Below are 14730 nucleotides of genomic sequence, written 5' to 3' on the forward strand. Positions count from 1 at the left end.
TGACGTTCCCGCTTTACAAGCCTATGTGTCAAGTCGCATTGTCATTGTGAAGGTCAGGGTCGCCCATCCATGCTCGATGTCTTCCACGTGCTTATCGCGCTGCACATCATCACCGGCAGCATCGGCGCCATCGCCTTCTGGGTGCCGGTTGCAGGCCGCAAAGGCGGGGTGAACCATAAGCGCTGGGGCAAGGTCTTCACCATCTGCATGCTCTTCACCGGCAGCTTCGCGGTCTGCATGAGCCTGCTCACCATCACCGACCCGATGGCGACGCATCCGCATCTGGAGGGCATGTTCGACGCGCCCTTCATCCGCGGCATCTTCGGCTGGCTGATGCTGCACATGGGCATCCTCACCATCAACCTCGCCTGGTATGGCTGGCTTTGCGTGCAGAACCGGCGCGACCACGCGAAGAACCTGACGCCGCTCAACATCGCCTTGCAGTACATCCTGATCGCGGCGGCGGTAAATTGCGCCATCCAGGGCTGGCTCATCGGCCAGTTCCTGATGATCGGGCTGACGGTGGTGGGTCTCGCCACCGCGGGGACCAACCTGCGCTTCCTCTACAAGCCGGTGCGCGGCGAGAAGGATTGGCTGGACGAGCATATCAAGGCGCTCGTCGGCGCTGGTATCTCGGTCTACACGGCCTTCTTCGCCTTCGGCTCGGTGCGGATTTTCCCTGAACTCGCGCTGCACCCAGGGCTCTGGTCCATCCCGCTCGTCACGGGCATCTCGTTGATCCTGTACCACCAGCGCAAGGTGGCGCTGCAGTTCCGCGCGCGGCGCGCGGCGACGGCAGGCTACGCGGGCTGACGCAACGGAACCGGATCGGGCACGATCTCGTCCAGCACCCGCGCCGAGGAGATCACGCCCGGCACCCCGGCACCGGGATGCGTGCCCGCGCCCACCAGGTAGAGCCCCTCCAACTCCTCGCTCTTGTTGTGCGGGCGGAACCAGGCGCTTTGGAAGAGCTGGGGTTCCAGCGAGAAGGCCGCCCCATTCACCGAGGACAGCCGGTCCTGGAAATCCTGCGGCGTGAGCATGTGCGAGGTGGCGATGACGTCACCCAGCCCCGGCATCACCGTCTCCTCCAGGCGCTTCTGGATGGCGGCGCGATAGGGCTCGGCCTGCGCGCGCCAGTCCGTGCCGCTGCCGAGGTGCGGCACCGGCGCCAGGACGTAGAAGGCATCGCATCCGGGTGGCGCGAGCGACGGGTCGCTCGCGGTCGGGCGATGGAGGTAGAGGCTGAAATCCTTGGCCAGGCGCTTGGTGGTGAAGATGTCCTTCAGCAATCCGCGATAGCGCGGCCCCAGCACCATGGTGTGGTGGTAGACATCCTCGAAGCGCCTGGTCGTGCCGAAATACCAGACGAAGAGCGACATGGAGTAGCGCGCGCGGCCCAGCTTGCGGTCCGTCCAGCGCTTGCGCGGCGTCTCAGAGAGCAGCTTGCTGTAGGTCCACGCCACATCGGCATTGGAGACGACGACATCCGCGGCGATGTGCTCGCCCGAGGCCAGGCGCACGCCGGTGGCACGGCCCTGCTCCGCCGTGATCTGCGCGACCTCGGCGTTGTAGCACATGGTGCCGCCGACGTGATCCACCAGGCCGACAAGGCCCCGCACCACGGCACCCGTGCCGCCCATCGCGTAATGGACGCGGTGCAGCCGTTCAAGATGGGCGATCAGGCAGTAATAGGCGGTCGTGGTGAAGGGGTTTCCGCCGATCAGCAGCGGATGAAAGCTGAAGGCGATGCGCAGCTTCTCGTTCTTGAAGTAGGTCGCGACCTTCTGGTGCACGGTGAGGTAGCCGCCCAGCCGCAGCATGTTCGGAATGGCGCGCAGCATGGTGGTGAAGCGGTGGAAGGGCTGGTCCGCCAACTCCTCGAAGGCGACCTTGTAGATCGCCTCGCTGTCACGGATGAAGCGGTCGAAGCCCTCCACATCCCCGGGCGAGATGCGGCCGACCTCTGCGCGCATCGCATCCAGGTCGGCCGTGCAGGCGAAGCTCTCGCCGTCGTCGAAGCGGATCTTATAGAACGGGTCGATCGCGCGCAGGTCGAGGTCGTCCGACATCTTGCGGCCGCAGATCGTCCAGAGCTCCTCCAGGATATAGGGCGCCGTGATGATCGTGGGCCCCGCGTCGAAGGTGTAGCCATCCTTCCGGTAGACATAGGCGCGCCCGCCCGGGCCATCGAGCTTCTCGAGCACGGTGACGCGGTAGCCCCTGGCACCGAGCCGCACCGCGGCGGCCAGGCCGCCGAAGCCGGAGCCGATGATGATGGCATGGGGGCGTAAGTCGGGAGAGCGCTGGAGCATGTCAACATCATGTGACACTTGCCGCGCCCAAGGCAATCTTCAGGTGAGGCCCAGCGTGATCAGCGCCAGGGTGACGTAGCGGCCGGTCTTGGCCAGGGCCACCAGGATCAGGAAGCGCCAGAGTGGCTCGCGCAGCACGCCGGCGATCACCGTCAGAGGGTCGCCGATGATGGGCGCCCAGCTCAGCATCAGAGACCAGTGCCCCCAGCGGCGATACCAGCCCTCGGCCCGGGCCAGCCTCTCGGGCGAGGCCGGGAACCAGCGCCGGTCCCGGTAGCGGTGGATCACGCCGCCCAGCCACCAGTTCACCACCGAGCCCCCCGTGTTCGCGACACTGGCGACCAGGACCAGCGCCCAGACCGGCTGCTCGCCCGCCAGCATGAGGCCCACCAGAACCGCCTCGGACTGCAGGGGAAAAACCGTGGCCGCCACGAAGGCGGAAGCCGCGAGGGTGAGATAGGCGATCAGCCCCGACACGCCTCAGATGCGCCGCGCCGCATGCACCGCCGCCTCGCTGCCGAAGCCGACCAGCCTGCCCCAGCCGCGCACCAGGGCGCCCACCACGCCGCCGTGCATCTCCCGCGCCTCGTCGCGGTGATGCACCTCCTCCTCCTGGCACCGCGCCAGCATCGCACGCAGCTCGGGGAAGATCTGTTCCGCATCCAGGCGGTCCAGCTGCTGCTGGTAGTGGTGGTCCACGAAGGTCTCGACGGCATCAATGGTCGCATAGACCGCGCGGGGCCCGAACAGCGCCGGCAGGGCCCCGGTGATCCAGCCCGCCACGCGCCAGATGGGCAGCAGCCGGGAATGCTGGTGCTTCGGTAGCACCTCCTCGATCAGGCGGAGATGACCCTGCTCGGTCGCCATGTGGCGCTGGGCGAAGTCCCGCAGGGTCTCGTCCCGGCAGAAGGCCAGGATGCCGCGATAGATCATCACGGCGCCGGTCTCGCCGGCATGGTCGGAGCGGAGTTCGGCGATCAGCCAGTCAGGGTAGCTTTGCATGCCGCGCCATATCGCCCGGTTGCGGGAAGCGGCAAGCCCACCATCTGCGCGGCATGGATCAAACCGCCCGCACCGAGGTTTATTACGACGGCGCCTGCCCGGTCTGCTCGCGCGAGATCGCGGCCTATCGCCGCGCGGAGGGGGCGGAGGCGCTGTGCTTCGTGGATGTCTCGCGGCCTGATGCGCCGCTCGCCCCAGGCCTGACGCGCGAGGCGGCACTGGCCCGCATGCATGTGCGGCGCGCCGATGGCAGCATGGCCAGCGGAGCGGCCGCCTTCGCAGCGCTCTGGAGCGCCCTGCCCGGCTGGGCCTGGCTGGGCCGGATCGCGGCGCTGCCCGTGGTGGCGCCCCTGCTGGAGCTGGGCTACCGCGGTTTCCTGCGGGTGCGCCGCGCGTGGCGCTGACGCCACAAGGACCGTTGCGCAAACGTCATCCAACCGAAAGTTGTCTCTGGCGAATTCGGGGCGTTATTCCAACGCGCTGGCTAGGCTTTGGCCACGCCCCACACCGAGGAGACTCCCGCGCATGCGCTCCATCATCTTTGCCGCCGCCTTTGTGGCCCTCTCTCCCTTGGCCGCCCTGGCGCAGGACGCGCCCGCCGGCAATGCCGAGAACGGCCAGCGCCTCTTCAACCAGTGCCGCGCCTGCCACACCGCCAATGAAGGCGGCCGCAACGGCGTGGGCCCGAACCTCTACCGCGTCTATGGCCGCGCGGCCGGCTCCATCGAGGGCTTCCGCTACTCCGCGCCGATGCGCGCCAAGGCCGGCGAGGGCCTGGTCTGGAACGAGGCCAATCTGCGCGCCTACCTGGCCGACCCCAAGGCGGTCGTTCCGGCCGGCACCATGTCCTTCGCGGGCTTCAAGGATAATGCGCAGAACATCAGCGACGTGATCGCCTATCTGCGTCAGGTCGGCGGCCAATAAGGCCGGCTATCGCCGCCAGCGCGCGGCGATGTCCCAGAGATGGGCGCCGAAGGCACCCATCAGCGGCAGTGCGACGAGGGGCCAGCCGGCCCCCGTCAAGGCTGCGCGCAGGCTGAGGGCGAAGGCCGCCCCGGCCAGCAGGAAGGGCAGAAGCCTCCGCAACGCGATGCCCCGCCCTGTCCATCGGTGATAGGTGCCCAGCGCCACGCCCTCCAGCGCCAGCATCAGCAGGATCAGGTCCGCGACGCGGCCCGAGGCGAAGAATTCACCCATCACCGCCCCCCTTGGCGCTGCGTCGTCGTGTCGGGCCGCATCAATGCCTCCGCTGGAATGCGCCGCCCGTGATCCGACGGATGCCGTGGCCCGTCCATCCCCGCCCGGTCCTTTTCCAGTAAGAACTTGCCAGCATGTCCAGGGTATTGCACGAAGGTCAGGAATGCCCATTAAACACGGCAGCACACGTGCATGGAGGATGTTCTGATGCGGGTTTGGATGATGGCGGCGGCTGCCTTGACGCTGGCGCCGATGAGCGGCGCGATGGCGCAGGATGCGGATGCCGGGCAGCGGGTGTTCAACCAGTGCCGGGCCTGCCACACGATCAATCAGGGCGGCCGCAACGGCGTGGGCCCGAATCTCTACGGCGTCTGGGATCGGGCCGCGGGCGCGGTGGAAGGCTTCCGCTATTCCGCGCCGATGCGCACCAAGGCGGGTGAAGGCCTGGCCTGGAACGAGGCCAACCTGCGCGCTTATCTGACGGACCCGAAGGCGGTGGTTCCCGGCGGCTCCATGTCCTTCGCGGGCATCCGCAATGAGCAGCAGCTGAACGACCTGCTCGCCTATCTGCAGCGCGCCAGCACCGCGCAGTAAGCCCACGGCGCCGGCGCGGATTGGTCCTCAATCCTGCGCCGGGCCGAATTCGGCGTCCCGGTGCACCCAGGCGCTGATGAGAAGCCCGAACCCGATCATGGTGGTCAGCATGGCGCTGCCGCCATGACTGATGAGCGGAAGCGGCACGCCGCCCACAGGAATGCTGCCCGTGACCATGGCGACGTTCACGAAAATATAGAGAAAGTAGTTCATCCCGAGCCCGATCGCGAGCAGCCGGCCGAACTGGTGGCGGCAGCGCAGCGCGACCAGGAAACAGAAGGCGACGATGCCCATGAGCAGCGCGAGCGTGCCCATGGCGCCCACCAGGCCGAATTCCTCGGCGATCATGGTGAAGATGAAGTCGGTCTGCTTCTCGGGCAGGAAGTTCAGGTGGCCCTGCGTCCCCTGCAGGAAGCCCTTCCCCCAGAGACCGCCGGAGCCCAGCGCGATCTTCGACTGGATGATGTTGTAGCCCGCACCCAGCGGGTCGCTCTCGGGATCGAGGAAGGTGGTGATGCGCGCCCGCTGGTAGTCGCGCAGGTTGTCGTAGACGATGGGGGCGGCGGCCACGGCCGCCCCGATGATGGCCGCGAATTTCCACCAGCGTACGCCCGCCGCCCAGAACATGGCCCCGCCCAGCGCCGCGGTGATCAGCGAGGTGCCGAGATTGGGCTGCTTGAAGATCAGCCCCACCGGAACCAGCACCAGGATGGCCGGGATCACCAGGAAGAAGGGATTGCCCACGCGATCCCAGCTCGCCCGGTGGAACCACGCGGCCAGCGCGAGCACCAGCATGATCTTCATCAGTTCCGAGGGCTGCAGCTGCAGCGGTCCCAGATCCACCCACCGCTGCGCGCCCTTCCCCACCTCGCCATGCAGCGCGACGAGCACGAGCAGGCCGACGCCGACGATGTAGCCGACGGGGGCCAGCTTCGCGATCAGCCGGATGTCCACGAAGCCGATGCAAAGCATGAGCACAAGGCAGAAGCCGAAGCGCAGCGCATGCTTGGTGGCATAGAGATCCGGATTGCCGCTCCCGGCCGAATACAGCGCAACATAGCCGATGCTGCCGACCGCACAGAGCAGCAGTACGAAGAGCCATGGGATCTGCCAGAGCTTCTGCAGGATTCCGGCACCGCGATCGCCCGTGAGCAGCCGCTTCTCGAAGACGGTGGACATTATTTTGCCCTCAGGGGCCGGACGCCGCCTTGCGGCCGGATGCCGGGGAGACGCGCGAGAGCGTGGCCAACCGCGCTTGTCGGCCGCTCCTCCATCACGTCCGCCGTCCCGTATCCGCCACGCGCGGCCCTGGCGGGGCCTGGCGAAAGCGATTGAAGGTCTCGACCAGCGCGTCCCGCGCCAAGGGTGCCGCCGTGCCGGAGCCCGAGGTGCCGTGCTCGACGATGACGCTCACCGCATAAAGCGGATTGTCGTGCGGGGCATAGCCGACGAAGAGCGCGTGCGGGCGCCATTCTCGCGGCACCTGGCTGACGTTGAATCCCCGTTCGCGTTGCTCGCGCGTCACGCGCCGCACCTGCGTCGTGCCCGTCTTGCCCGACATCATGCCGTAGCCGCCGGGCAGGCGCGAGGTCAGCGCCGTGCCGCCCTGCTCGTTCACCACCGCCCACATCGCCTCGCGCACGAGGCGCATGTCGCGATCGGGAATACCCATGCTCGGCCAATCCTCGTGCCGGCTGCCGCGCACCGGGCGACCACCGATGCTGCGCGTGAGATGCGGCTGCACCGCGCGCCCCGTGGCGAGCCGCGCCGTCATGGTGCAGAGGCTGAGCGGCGTCAGCTGGTAGAAGCCCTGGCCGATGCCGTGCACCACCGTGTCACCCAGCGCCCAGGGCCGCCCCTGCGCCTCGCGCCATTCACGCGTGGGCACCAGGCCGCGCCGCGCGCCCGGCAACTCGATGTCGAGATCCACGCCCAGGCCGAAGCGGCGCGACATGGCGGCGATCCGGTTGATGCCGAGGCGCTTGGCGAGCTCGTAGAAGTAGACGTCGCAGCTCACCTTGATGGCGGCGCGCATGTCCACCGCGCCGTGGCCGTTGCGGTTCCAGCAATGGAAGCGGCTGTCCCCCAGATCGAAATGGCCGGGGCAGCTGATGCGCTCGCCCGTCGTGATCACGCGCGCCTCGAGCCCCGCCAGCGCCACCACCATCTTGAAGGTGGAGCCCGGCGCATAGAGGCCGTTCGTCGCCTTGTTGATCAGCGGCGTCGCGCGGTTCGCGGTCCATTGCCGCCACTGCGCGCTGCTCACGCCCGAGTTGAAGACATTGGGGTCGAAGCTCGGCTGGCTCGCCATGGCCAGCACCTCGCCGTTGCGGGCGTTCATGACGACGACCGAGGTGCCCTCCTCGATCTTGCCACGCAGCGCCTTCTGCAGCTCGGCGTCGACGCTGATCTCGATGTCCTGGCCCGGCATGCCCTCGCGGCGGTCCAGCTCCCGGATCACGCGGCCGACCGCGTTCACCTCGAGCTGCACCGCGCCGGCGCGGCCACGCAGCACCTGGTCGTGGTGGCGCTCGATGCCGGCACGGCCGACGCGGATGCCGGGCAGCTGCAACAGGGGGTCGCCATCCATGTCGCGCTCGGCGGGGGGCGCCACATAGCCCACAATGTGGGCCAGGTGCTCCGCCTCCGGATAGATGCGCGTGGTGCCGACGTCGATCAGGATGCCGGGCAGGTCGGGCGCATTCACCTCGATGCGCGCCATTTCCTCCCAGGTCAGGAATTCGCGGACGATGACGGGAACGAAGCGCCGGCGGCGGCGCACGTCACGCTCCACACGGGCGCGCTCGTGGTCGGCGAGCGGGACGATGCGGCTGAAGGTCTCGAGCGTGGCGCCCACATCGGCCGTGTGCTCGGCCACCAGCAGGGCGCGCCAGTTCAGGCGGTTGCCGGCCACCACGCGCTCGTTGCGGTCCAGCACACGCCCGCGCGGCGGGGAGATCAGCCGGGCGGAGAGGCGGTTCTCCTCCGCCAGGGTCGCATAGCGCTCGCCCTGCTCGACCTGCAGCTTGTGCAGCCGGTAGCCGAGGAAGCCGAAGGCGCCGAGCTGCACGCTGCCCAGCAGCAGCGCGCGCCGGGTGAAGACGCCGCGGCGCTCCTCCTCCTCGCGTTTCACGCCGCGCATGGAGAAGTTCTCAATGCCGCCCTTGGTCCGACGGAAGATGCGCGGAAACTTCATTGCGCCCTCAAGCGCCGGGGGCCGGCCGTCCTGCGGCCGGCCGCTTCGATGAAGACCCCCTTCGCCTGGGTCATAGCGCCGTCTCCGCGCGCTGCATCGCCGTGTGCACGCGGGACAGCACCCAGGCCAGTGCAGGATAGAGCCCAGCCGCGATGCCGAGTTGGTGCAGGCCGGGCGCGGCCGGCGGCAGCATCCAGCCAAGGATCGCTTGCAAGGCCCAGCCCAACGCCACGGCGCAGGCGGCAAAACCGCAGAAGACCAGCCAATTCGCCAGGAAGGATTGCCGCGCAAGGATGTCGCGAAGGCGCAGCGTCACGCCATGCAGGATCAGCAGCGTCAGCACGCCCGTGCCAAGCGCCGCGAAGGAGAGCAGATCCTGCAGGAGGCCGAGCGCGAACACCACGGGCGCGGGCATGGCAGCCGGGCGGAAGATCGTCCAGAAGAAAATGCAGGGCAGCGACACGGCGGCGACGATCCCCGGCATCCCGACCGGCACCGCGGCCAAGATGATCAGCAGGGCGGTGAACATTCCCGGAAACCCCGCCCGCGCCGCCGCGTCGAGGCGGCGGAGCAGGCCCATGGGCGGCTCCGGCCGGCCCTTGGAGACCATGGCCTCAGCGCCGTCCGCGCGGCTCGGGCCGGGCGACCGCTTCCGGCGGCAGGATGCCGGAGAGCCCAAAATCGAAAAGACGCAGCACGTCGAGCCGCTCCAGATGCGCGAAAAGCTCAACCTCGACCGCCCCGCTCTCGGTCCAGCGCACCACGCCGACCGGCAGGCCGGCCGGGAAGGCACCGGCCTGGGCGCTCGTGACCACGCGATCACCCTCGCGCGGGAGCATCCCCTCGGGCCAATGCTGCAGCCGCGGGCGCGCGGTGTTGTTGCCGACCATGATGGCGCGCGCGCGGCTGCCCTCCAGCGTCACGGGCACGCGGCTGTTGATGTCGGTCGCCAGCAGGACACGGGCCGAGCGGCTGCCCACCTCGGTCACGCGGCCGGCAAAGCCACGTTCATCCAGCGCGATCTGCCCCTTGCGGACATTGTGCTGCGGGCCGGTCGCCAGCAGCACGGCGCGGGCATAGGTGCCGCCGGCATCGGCCACCACGCGGGCGGTGCGGAATTGCGGCGCGGGGTCCGGCACCCAGGCGAGCTGCCGGCGCAGCAGCGCGTTTTCGGCCTCCAGCGCGAGCGCGGTGGCCTGCCAGCGGCGCAGGCGCTCATTTTCCTCGGTGAGGCGGGCGTTCTCGGCGCGCATGTTCCACAGGGCCTGGGCTTCCTGTACCCCGCCGCGCACCGCCGAGACGGGCTCCTGCACGGCGCTCCAGATGGGCGAAAGCGCGTCGGCCAGCGCCATTCGCGCGCGCTCGATCAGAACGGCATCCGCCTTTCCCAGCAGCATGATCCCGAACGCAGCAGCGATCAGCACCGGCAGGGACAGCCGGGCCAATGCCTGTCGCAACGGGATACTCAGACGGATCACGGCAGCTCCGCCCCTTGGGGGATCAGGACTTGGCACACGGCGACATCATGCCCCGTGGCACCGATATGGCTCAGGACCAGTCAGCAGGACTCGGAACGGGAGTCCAGAGCTTTAGTACATCGATGTGAGCACCTGGCGAAGCCGCTTCAGCTCCTCCAGGGCGCGGCCGGTGCCCATGGCCACGCAGTTCAGCGGCTCCTCTGCCACCACAACGGGCAGACCTGTCGCATCGCGCAGCACTTCATCCAGCCGGTACAGCAATCCGCCGCCACCGGTCAGCACGATGCCCTTGTCCACGATGTCGGCAGCCAGCTCAGGCGGCGTGTTCTCCAGCGCCACCTTCACCGCGTCCACGATCTGCGTGACCGGCTCCAGCAGCGCATAGGCGATCTCGCGCTGGCTCACGACCACCTCGCGGGGCACGCCGTTCATCAGGTCCCGGCCCTTGACCTCGGTCAGCGGGCCTTCCTCGCCGTCGAAGGGAGGCGCCGCGGCGCCGATCTCCATCTTGATCCGCTCGGCCGAGCTTTCGCCGATCAGCAGGTTATGGGTGCGGCGAATATAGCTGATGACCGCCTCATCCATCTTGTCGCCGCCGACGCGGACAGAGCGCGCATAGACGATGCCGCCCAGGCTGATGACCGCCACCTCCGTGGTGCCGCCGCCGATATCCACCACCATGGAGCCCGAAGGCTCAGTCACCGGCAGGCCAGCGCCGATCGCGGCCGCCATCGGCTCCTCGATCAGCAGCACCTTGCGGGCGCCGGCACTCTCGGCGCTCTCCTGGATCGCGCGGCGCTCGACGGCGGTGGAGCCGGAGGGCACGCAGACGATGATGAGGGGCGAGGTGAAGCTGCGGCGGTTGTGCACCTTGCGGATGAAGTGCTTGATCATCTCCTCCGCCACCTCGAAATCGGCGATGACGCCGTCCCGCAGCGGGCGGATGGCCGCGATGTTGCCGGGTGTGCGGCCCAGCATCTGCTTCGCTTCCTCGCCCACGGCCAGAACCTGCTTGCGGCCGCGATTGTCCGAGATCGCGACGACGGAGGGTTCGTTCAGCACAATGCCCCGGCCCTTCACGTAAACGAGCGTGTTCGCGGTGCCGAGGTCAATGGCCATGTCGGCGGAGAGGAAGCCGAACAGGCGTGAGAACATGCGAGTGCCTTCCAGCGGGTGGGGGAGGGGGGAGTGAGGAAGTGGCGTAGCGCCAAGCGCCCCCCGGGGCAAGCGGTGGCCCCGCTTCAGCCCCCCCTGCCCCGGCTCCCGGCCTCAGTCGCCCGAGGCCGCCATGGCCGCGACCGGCGGCGGCTCGGTCCGTTCGCGCTTCACCAGCAGCTTGTTCAGCGCATGCACATAGGCGCGCGCGGCGGCGACGATGGTGTCGGTGTCGGCCCCCTGCCCGTCCACCAGCTTGCCGGCCTCTTCCAGCCGCACGGTCACGCGGGCCTGGGCGTCGGTGCCGCCGGTCACGGACTGCACGGCGAAGAGCTTGAGGTTCACCTCATGCGGAAAAGCGGCGCGCAGGGCGTTGAAGGTGGCGTCCACGCCGCCATCGCCCATCGCCATGCCGTCGCGACGCTCGCCATCCACATCCAGCGCGATGGTCGCCATGGGCTTGGTGCCCATGCCGGTCGAGACGTTGAGGCCGGTCAGCTTGATGCGGTCATTGCCGCGGCCGACCTCGTCATCCACCAGGGCCGCGATATCCTCGTCGTAGACGACCTTCTTGCGGTCGGCCAAATCCTTGAAGCGCTTGAAGGCGTCGTTCAGCTGGTTGTCGCCCACCTCGTAGCCCAGCGTCTTCAGCCGGTCGCGGAAGGCGGCACGGCCGGAATGCTTGCCGAGCACGATGGAATTCGTGGTCCAGCCCACGGATTCCGGCGTCATGATCTCGTAGGTGCTCGCATCCTTCAGCACGCCATCCTGGTGGATGCCGCTCTCATGCGCGAAGGCGTTGCGGCCGACGATGGCCTTGTTCGGCTGCACATCGAAGCCGGTGATGGTGGCCAGCAGCTTCGAAGTGCGCAGGATGCGCTTGCTCTCGATGCCCGTGCGAAGCTTCAGCGCGTCATGCCGGGTGCGCAGCGCCATCGCGACCTCTTCCAGGCTCGCATTGCCCGCGCGCTCGCCGATCCCGTTGATGGTGCACTCGATCTGCCGCGCGCCCGCCTGGATGGCGGCCAGCGTATTGGCGACGGCCAGGCCCAGGTCATTGTGGTTGTGCGCGGAGAAGATGACCTTGTCCGCGTCCGGCACCTTGTTGATCAGGGTCGAGAAGATGAGACCCATATCGGCGGGAAGCGAATAGCCCACCGTGTCGGGGATGTTGATGGTGGTGGCGCCGGCCTTGATGGCGGTGTCCACGCAGCGGCACAGGAAGTCGAGGTCGGAGCGCGAGCCGTCCTCGGCGGACCATTCGACATCGGCCGCGTGGTTGCGGGCCAGGCTCACGCTCTCGGTGATGCGCTCCAGCACCTCCTCGCGCGTCATGCGCAGCTTCACGCGCATGTGCAGGTCGCTGGTCGCGAGCACGATATGGATGCGCGGACGGGCGGCGGGCTTGGTCGCCTCAGCGGAGGCCAGGATGTCGGCCGCGTTCGCGCGGCTCAGGGACGCGATGACCGGGCCATCCTTGGAGAAGCGCTTGGCGATGGATTGCACGCTCTCGAAATCGCCGGGGCTCGCGATGGCGAAGCCCGCCTCCAGCACGTCGGCACCCAGCTCATGCAGGGCCTCGGCCATGCGGAGCTTCTCGTCCAGGTTCATGGAGAAGCCGGGCGATTGCTCACCGTCGCGCAGTGTCGTGTCGAAGATGATGATGCGGCCGGCTTCGAGCTTGCCGAAGGAGGGATGATTGATGCTCATGGCGATCTCGTGAAGGTTCGACGTTTTCCGGTGCATGCCCCTGATGGTTCAGGGTCCCCTGAGTGGTGCGGGCCGAGCGCGGCCGCGTGTCACACCCAGGGGCGGGAAAGTCGAAGCGGAAGAAGGGCGAGCGGAAGCGCCCGGGCCTGGAGAGCCAGGAGCCCGGCGGACAGCATCACGCATGCGGTCATCATCGCCATCGGATCAGCATAGGGTGCGACGGGGGGCGGATCAAGCCGGGGATATCGGCGATGGACGCGGGGCGCGAGGCCGGCCAAGCTGCACGGCAACAAAACCGGAGGAACACCATGCGCCGCAGCCTGATGGCGATCTGCGCCCTGATGCTCGCCCTGCCCGCCGCCCAGGCCCAGGAATGGCAGCCCGACCGGCCGGTCCGCATCATCCTCCCCTTCCCGCCGGGCGGCGCCACCGACCTCATTGCCCGCATCCTGGCCGAGCGCGCCAGCCGCGATCTGCCGCATCGCTGGGTGGTGGAGAACCGCTCCGGTGCCAACGGCAATATCGGCATGGCGGCGGCCGCGCAGTCGGCGCCGGATGGCTATACGCTCGGCGCCTGCACCATCGGCAATTGCGCGATCAACGCCGCGATCTACGCCCGCATGCCCTTCGACATCGAGCGCGACCTGGTGCCGGTCTTCTGGAGTGCCAGCGTGATGAACGCCCTGGTGGTCCGCCCCGACCACCCGGCGCGCGATTTCCAGCAGTTTGTCGCCTGGGCGAAGCGGGAGGGGCCGCGCGTCAATTTCTCCTCCTCCGGCTTCGGCGCCTCAAACCACCTGCTGGGCGAGTTCCTGAACGGCCGCCTCGGCCTGCAGATGACACACGTTCCCTTCCGCGGCGGCGCGCCGGGCATGCAGGCCGTGATCTCCGGCGACACGCAGATGTTCTTCGAGAACACCCCCACCCTGATCGGCGCCATCCGCGGCGGGCAACTGCGCGCGCTCGTCGTCAGCGGCCGCACACGGGACGCGGCTCTGCCCGATGTGCCCACACTGGAGGAGGCGGGCATGAGCGATGCGGTGATCGAGCCCTGGTTCGGCTACATGGCCCCGCGCGGCACCCCGCCGGCCGTGGTGGCGCGCCTCAACCAGCTCCTCAACATGGCGCTCACGGATGAGGCGGTTCAGGCCCGGATGCAGGATCTCGGCGCGCGGCCGGAGGGCGGTCCGCCCGAGCGTTTCGTGCAGCATGTGCAGAGCGAAGTCGCCCGCTGGCGCGAGGTGGTGCGGGTGAACCGGATCGAGCGTATCACCGAGTAGCGGAATCAGCCATTTACATGCCCTCTTCTCTCTGGGCGTGAATGACGTGTAGCGTGGTCCCGGCTGGGACGAATAATCCACGAGGAGGCATGGTATGCCGACAAGGCTCGGTTTTGAATTTCTGGGGACGTTCTGGCTCGTGCTCGGCGGTTGCGGCAGCGCCGTGCTCGCCGCGGCCTTTCCCGAGGTGGGGATCGGCCTGCTGGGCGTGGCCCTCGCCTTCGGCCTCACCGTGCTGACCATGGCCTATGCCATCGGCCATGTCTCGGGCTGCCACCTGAACCCGGCGGTGACGCTGGGCCTCGTCTGCGCCGGCCGCTTCGACGCCGACGAGGCGATCCCCTACATGGTCGCCCAGGTGGGCGGCGCCATCCTGGCCGCCATGCTGCTCTATGCCATCGCCTCCGGCGCGCCGGGCTGGGATGTCAGCAAGGGCCTCGCCGCCAATGGCTATGGCGATGCCTCGCCCGGCCGCTACAGCATGGCCATCGGCTTCGTCACCGAGCTGGTGATGACCTTCATGTTCCTGATGATCATCCTGGGCTCCACCTCCAAGCGGGCGCCGGCTGGCTTCGCGCCCATCGCCATCGGCCTGGGGCTGACGCTGATCCACCTGATCAGCATTCCGGTCACCAACACCTCGGTGAACCCGGCGCGCAGCACCGGCCCGGCCATCGTCCTGGGCGGCACGGCCTTGCACCAGCTCTGGCTCTTCTGGGTGGCGCCGATGATCGGCGCGGCCCTCGCCGGCCTCGCGCATCGCTTCAGCGACGAGGATTAGTCGCCTCCGAAGGGGGGCACTG

The 14730-nt window shown here is 68.4% G+C and carries 16 protein-coding genes; 6 read left to right on the forward strand and 10 right to left on the reverse strand.

Annotated features, from left to right (window positions below; genetic code table 11):
* The first annotated feature begins 69 nt into the window (after window positions 1–69).
* Window positions 70–813, forward strand: a complete 744-nt coding sequence (locus ACQ860_RS08680) for a hypothetical protein (protein ID WP_431302983.1) — start codon at window positions 70–72, stop codon at window positions 811–813.
* Here ACQ860_RS08680 and ACQ860_RS08685 read toward each other — a convergent pair.
* Genes ACQ860_RS08685 through ACQ860_RS08695 form a run of 3 tightly spaced genes read right to left on the reverse strand, consistent with a single transcriptional unit; the run spans window position 801 to window position 3317 of the window.
* Entirely contained in the window at window positions 801–2315 is a 1515-nt protein-coding gene (locus ACQ860_RS08685) for a phytoene desaturase (protein ID WP_431302984.1), read from the reverse strand. The genes ACQ860_RS08680 and ACQ860_RS08685 overlap by 13 nt on opposite strands.
* A gap of 39 nt (window positions 2316–2354) precedes the next feature.
* Window positions 2355–2792 carry a YqaA family protein gene (locus ACQ860_RS08690; protein WP_431302985.1) on the reverse strand — a complete coding sequence of 146 codons (438 nt, stop codon included), beginning with the start codon at window positions 2790–2792 and terminating at the stop codon, window positions 2355–2357.
* Between the two features lie 3 nt (window positions 2793–2795).
* On the reverse strand, window positions 2796–3317 hold the full coding sequence (locus tag ACQ860_RS08695) for a demethoxyubiquinone hydroxylase family protein (protein ID WP_431302986.1): 522 nt from the start codon (window positions 3315–3317) through the stop codon (window positions 2796–2798).
* A 53-nt stretch (window positions 3318–3370) separates the two neighbouring features.
* Here ACQ860_RS08695 and ACQ860_RS08700 point away from each other — a divergent pair, with 53 nt between their 5' ends.
* Both ACQ860_RS08700 and ACQ860_RS08705 read left to right on the forward strand, forming a co-directional pair.
* On the forward strand, window positions 3371–3721 hold the full coding sequence (locus tag ACQ860_RS08700; protein ID WP_431302987.1) for a thiol-disulfide oxidoreductase DCC family protein: 351 nt from the start codon (window positions 3371–3373) through the stop codon (window positions 3719–3721).
* Window positions 3722–3842: 121 nt separating this feature from the next.
* A complete protein-coding gene (locus ACQ860_RS08705) occupies window positions 3843–4241 on the forward strand; it encodes a c-type cytochrome (protein WP_431302988.1) in 399 nt (132 codons plus the stop codon).
* A 6-nt stretch (window positions 4242–4247) separates the two neighbouring features.
* Here ACQ860_RS08705 and ACQ860_RS08710 read toward each other — a convergent pair whose 3' ends face one another.
* Window positions 4248–4514 (reverse strand): hypothetical protein, encoded by a 267-nt coding sequence (locus tag ACQ860_RS08710; RefSeq protein ID WP_431302989.1) that lies wholly within the window; start codon window positions 4512–4514, stop codon window positions 4248–4250.
* Between the two features lie 207 nt (window positions 4515–4721).
* Between ACQ860_RS08710 and ACQ860_RS08715 the strand changes: the two genes are divergently transcribed.
* Window positions 4722–5108, forward strand: a complete 387-nt coding sequence (locus ACQ860_RS08715) for a c-type cytochrome (RefSeq protein WP_431302990.1) — start codon at window positions 4722–4724, stop codon at window positions 5106–5108.
* 27 nt (window positions 5109–5135) lie between these two features.
* On the opposite strand, the gene rodA is transcribed toward ACQ860_RS08715, so the two are convergent.
* The 6 genes from rodA to ACQ860_RS08745 all read right to left on the reverse strand — a co-directional run bounded on the left by rodA (window position 5136) and on the right by ACQ860_RS08745 (window position 12647).
* Entirely contained in the window at window positions 5136–6287 is a 1152-nt protein-coding gene (rodA, locus tag ACQ860_RS08720) for a rod shape-determining protein RodA (RefSeq protein ID WP_431302991.1), read from the reverse strand.
* A gap of 94 nt (window positions 6288–6381) precedes the next feature.
* Window positions 6382–8304, reverse strand: a complete 1923-nt coding sequence (gene mrdA / locus ACQ860_RS08725) for a penicillin-binding protein 2 (protein WP_431302992.1) — start codon at window positions 8302–8304, stop codon at window positions 6382–6384.
* Window positions 8305–8374: 70 nt separating this feature from the next.
* On the reverse strand, window positions 8375–8884 hold the full coding sequence (locus tag ACQ860_RS08730) for a rod shape-determining protein MreD (RefSeq protein WP_431302993.1): 510 nt from the start codon (window positions 8882–8884) through the stop codon (window positions 8375–8377).
* A gap of 34 nt (window positions 8885–8918) precedes the next feature.
* The gene (mreC, locus tag ACQ860_RS08735; RefSeq protein ID WP_431302994.1) at window positions 8919–9782 is read right to left on the reverse strand and encodes a rod shape-determining protein MreC; all 864 of its coding nucleotides are present in this window, start codon (window positions 9780–9782) and stop codon (window positions 8919–8921) included.
* Window positions 9783–9893: 111 nt separating this feature from the next.
* Window positions 9894–10937 (reverse strand): rod shape-determining protein, encoded by a 1044-nt coding sequence (locus tag ACQ860_RS08740; protein ID WP_213616110.1) that lies wholly within the window; start codon window positions 10935–10937, stop codon window positions 9894–9896.
* 114 nt (window positions 10938–11051) lie between these two features.
* Complete coding sequence (locus ACQ860_RS08745; protein ID WP_431302995.1) at window positions 11052–12647, reverse strand: 2-isopropylmalate synthase; 1596 nt, start codon at window positions 12645–12647, stop codon at window positions 11052–11054.
* 308 nt (window positions 12648–12955) lie between these two features.
* On the opposite strand from ACQ860_RS08745, the gene ACQ860_RS08750 reads away from it, so the two are divergent.
* The gene (locus tag ACQ860_RS08750) at window positions 12956–13927 is read left to right on the forward strand and encodes a Bug family tripartite tricarboxylate transporter substrate binding protein (RefSeq protein WP_431302996.1); all 972 of its coding nucleotides are present in this window, start codon (window positions 12956–12958) and stop codon (window positions 13925–13927) included.
* 94 nt (window positions 13928–14021) lie between these two features.
* Window positions 14022–14708, forward strand: coding sequence for an aquaporin Z (aqpZ, locus tag ACQ860_RS08755; protein ID WP_431302997.1), 687 nt, complete (start codon window positions 14022–14024; stop codon window positions 14706–14708).
* The last annotated feature ends 22 nt before the right edge of the window (window positions 14709–14730 follow it).

Source organism: Sediminicoccus sp. BL-A-41-H5 (assembly GCF_050632405.1).
GTDB lineage: Bacteria > Pseudomonadota > Alphaproteobacteria > Acetobacterales > Acetobacteraceae > Roseococcus.

Excerpts from the sequence above, each read along its gene's own strand:
- ACQ860_RS08680 (WP_431302983.1), top strand. The coding sequence starts at position 70 with ATGCTCGATGTCTTCCACGTGCTTATCGCGCTGCACATCATCACCGGC.
- ACQ860_RS08685 (WP_431302984.1), bottom strand. The coding sequence starts at position 2,315 with ATGCTCCAGCGCTCTCCCGACTTACGCCCCCATGCCATCATCATCGGC.
- ACQ860_RS08695 (WP_431302986.1), bottom strand. The coding sequence starts at position 3,317 with ATGCAAAGCTACCCTGACTGGCTGATCGCCGAACTCCGCTCCGACCAT.
- ACQ860_RS08700 (WP_431302987.1), top strand. The coding sequence starts at position 3,371 with ATGGATCAAACCGCCCGCACCGAGGTTTATTACGACGGCGCCTGCCCG.
- ACQ860_RS08705 (WP_431302988.1), top strand. The coding sequence starts at position 3,843 with ATGCGCTCCATCATCTTTGCCGCCGCCTTTGTGGCCCTCTCTCCCTTG.
- ACQ860_RS08710 (WP_431302989.1), bottom strand. The coding sequence starts at position 4,514 with ATGGGTGAATTCTTCGCCTCGGGCCGCGTCGCGGACCTGATCCTGCTG.
- ACQ860_RS08715 (WP_431302990.1), top strand. The coding sequence starts at position 4,722 with ATGCGGGTTTGGATGATGGCGGCGGCTGCCTTGACGCTGGCGCCGATG.
- rodA (WP_431302991.1), bottom strand. The coding sequence starts at position 6,287 with ATGTCCACCGTCTTCGAGAAGCGGCTGCTCACGGGCGATCGCGGTGCC.
- mrdA (WP_431302992.1), bottom strand. The coding sequence starts at position 8,304 with ATGAAGTTTCCGCGCATCTTCCGTCGGACCAAGGGCGGCATTGAGAAC.
- ACQ860_RS08730 (WP_431302993.1), bottom strand. The coding sequence starts at position 8,884 with ATGGGCCTGCTCCGCCGCCTCGACGCGGCGGCGCGGGCGGGGTTTCCG.
- ACQ860_RS08740 (WP_213616110.1), bottom strand. The coding sequence starts at position 10,937 with ATGTTCTCACGCCTGTTCGGCTTCCTCTCCGCCGACATGGCCATTGAC.
- ACQ860_RS08745 (WP_431302995.1), bottom strand. The coding sequence starts at position 12,647 with ATGAGCATCAATCATCCCTCCTTCGGCAAGCTCGAAGCCGGCCGCATC.
- ACQ860_RS08750 (WP_431302996.1), top strand. The coding sequence starts at position 12,956 with ATGCGCCGCAGCCTGATGGCGATCTGCGCCCTGATGCTCGCCCTGCCC.
- aqpZ (WP_431302997.1), top strand. The coding sequence starts at position 14,022 with ATGCCGACAAGGCTCGGTTTTGAATTTCTGGGGACGTTCTGGCTCGTG.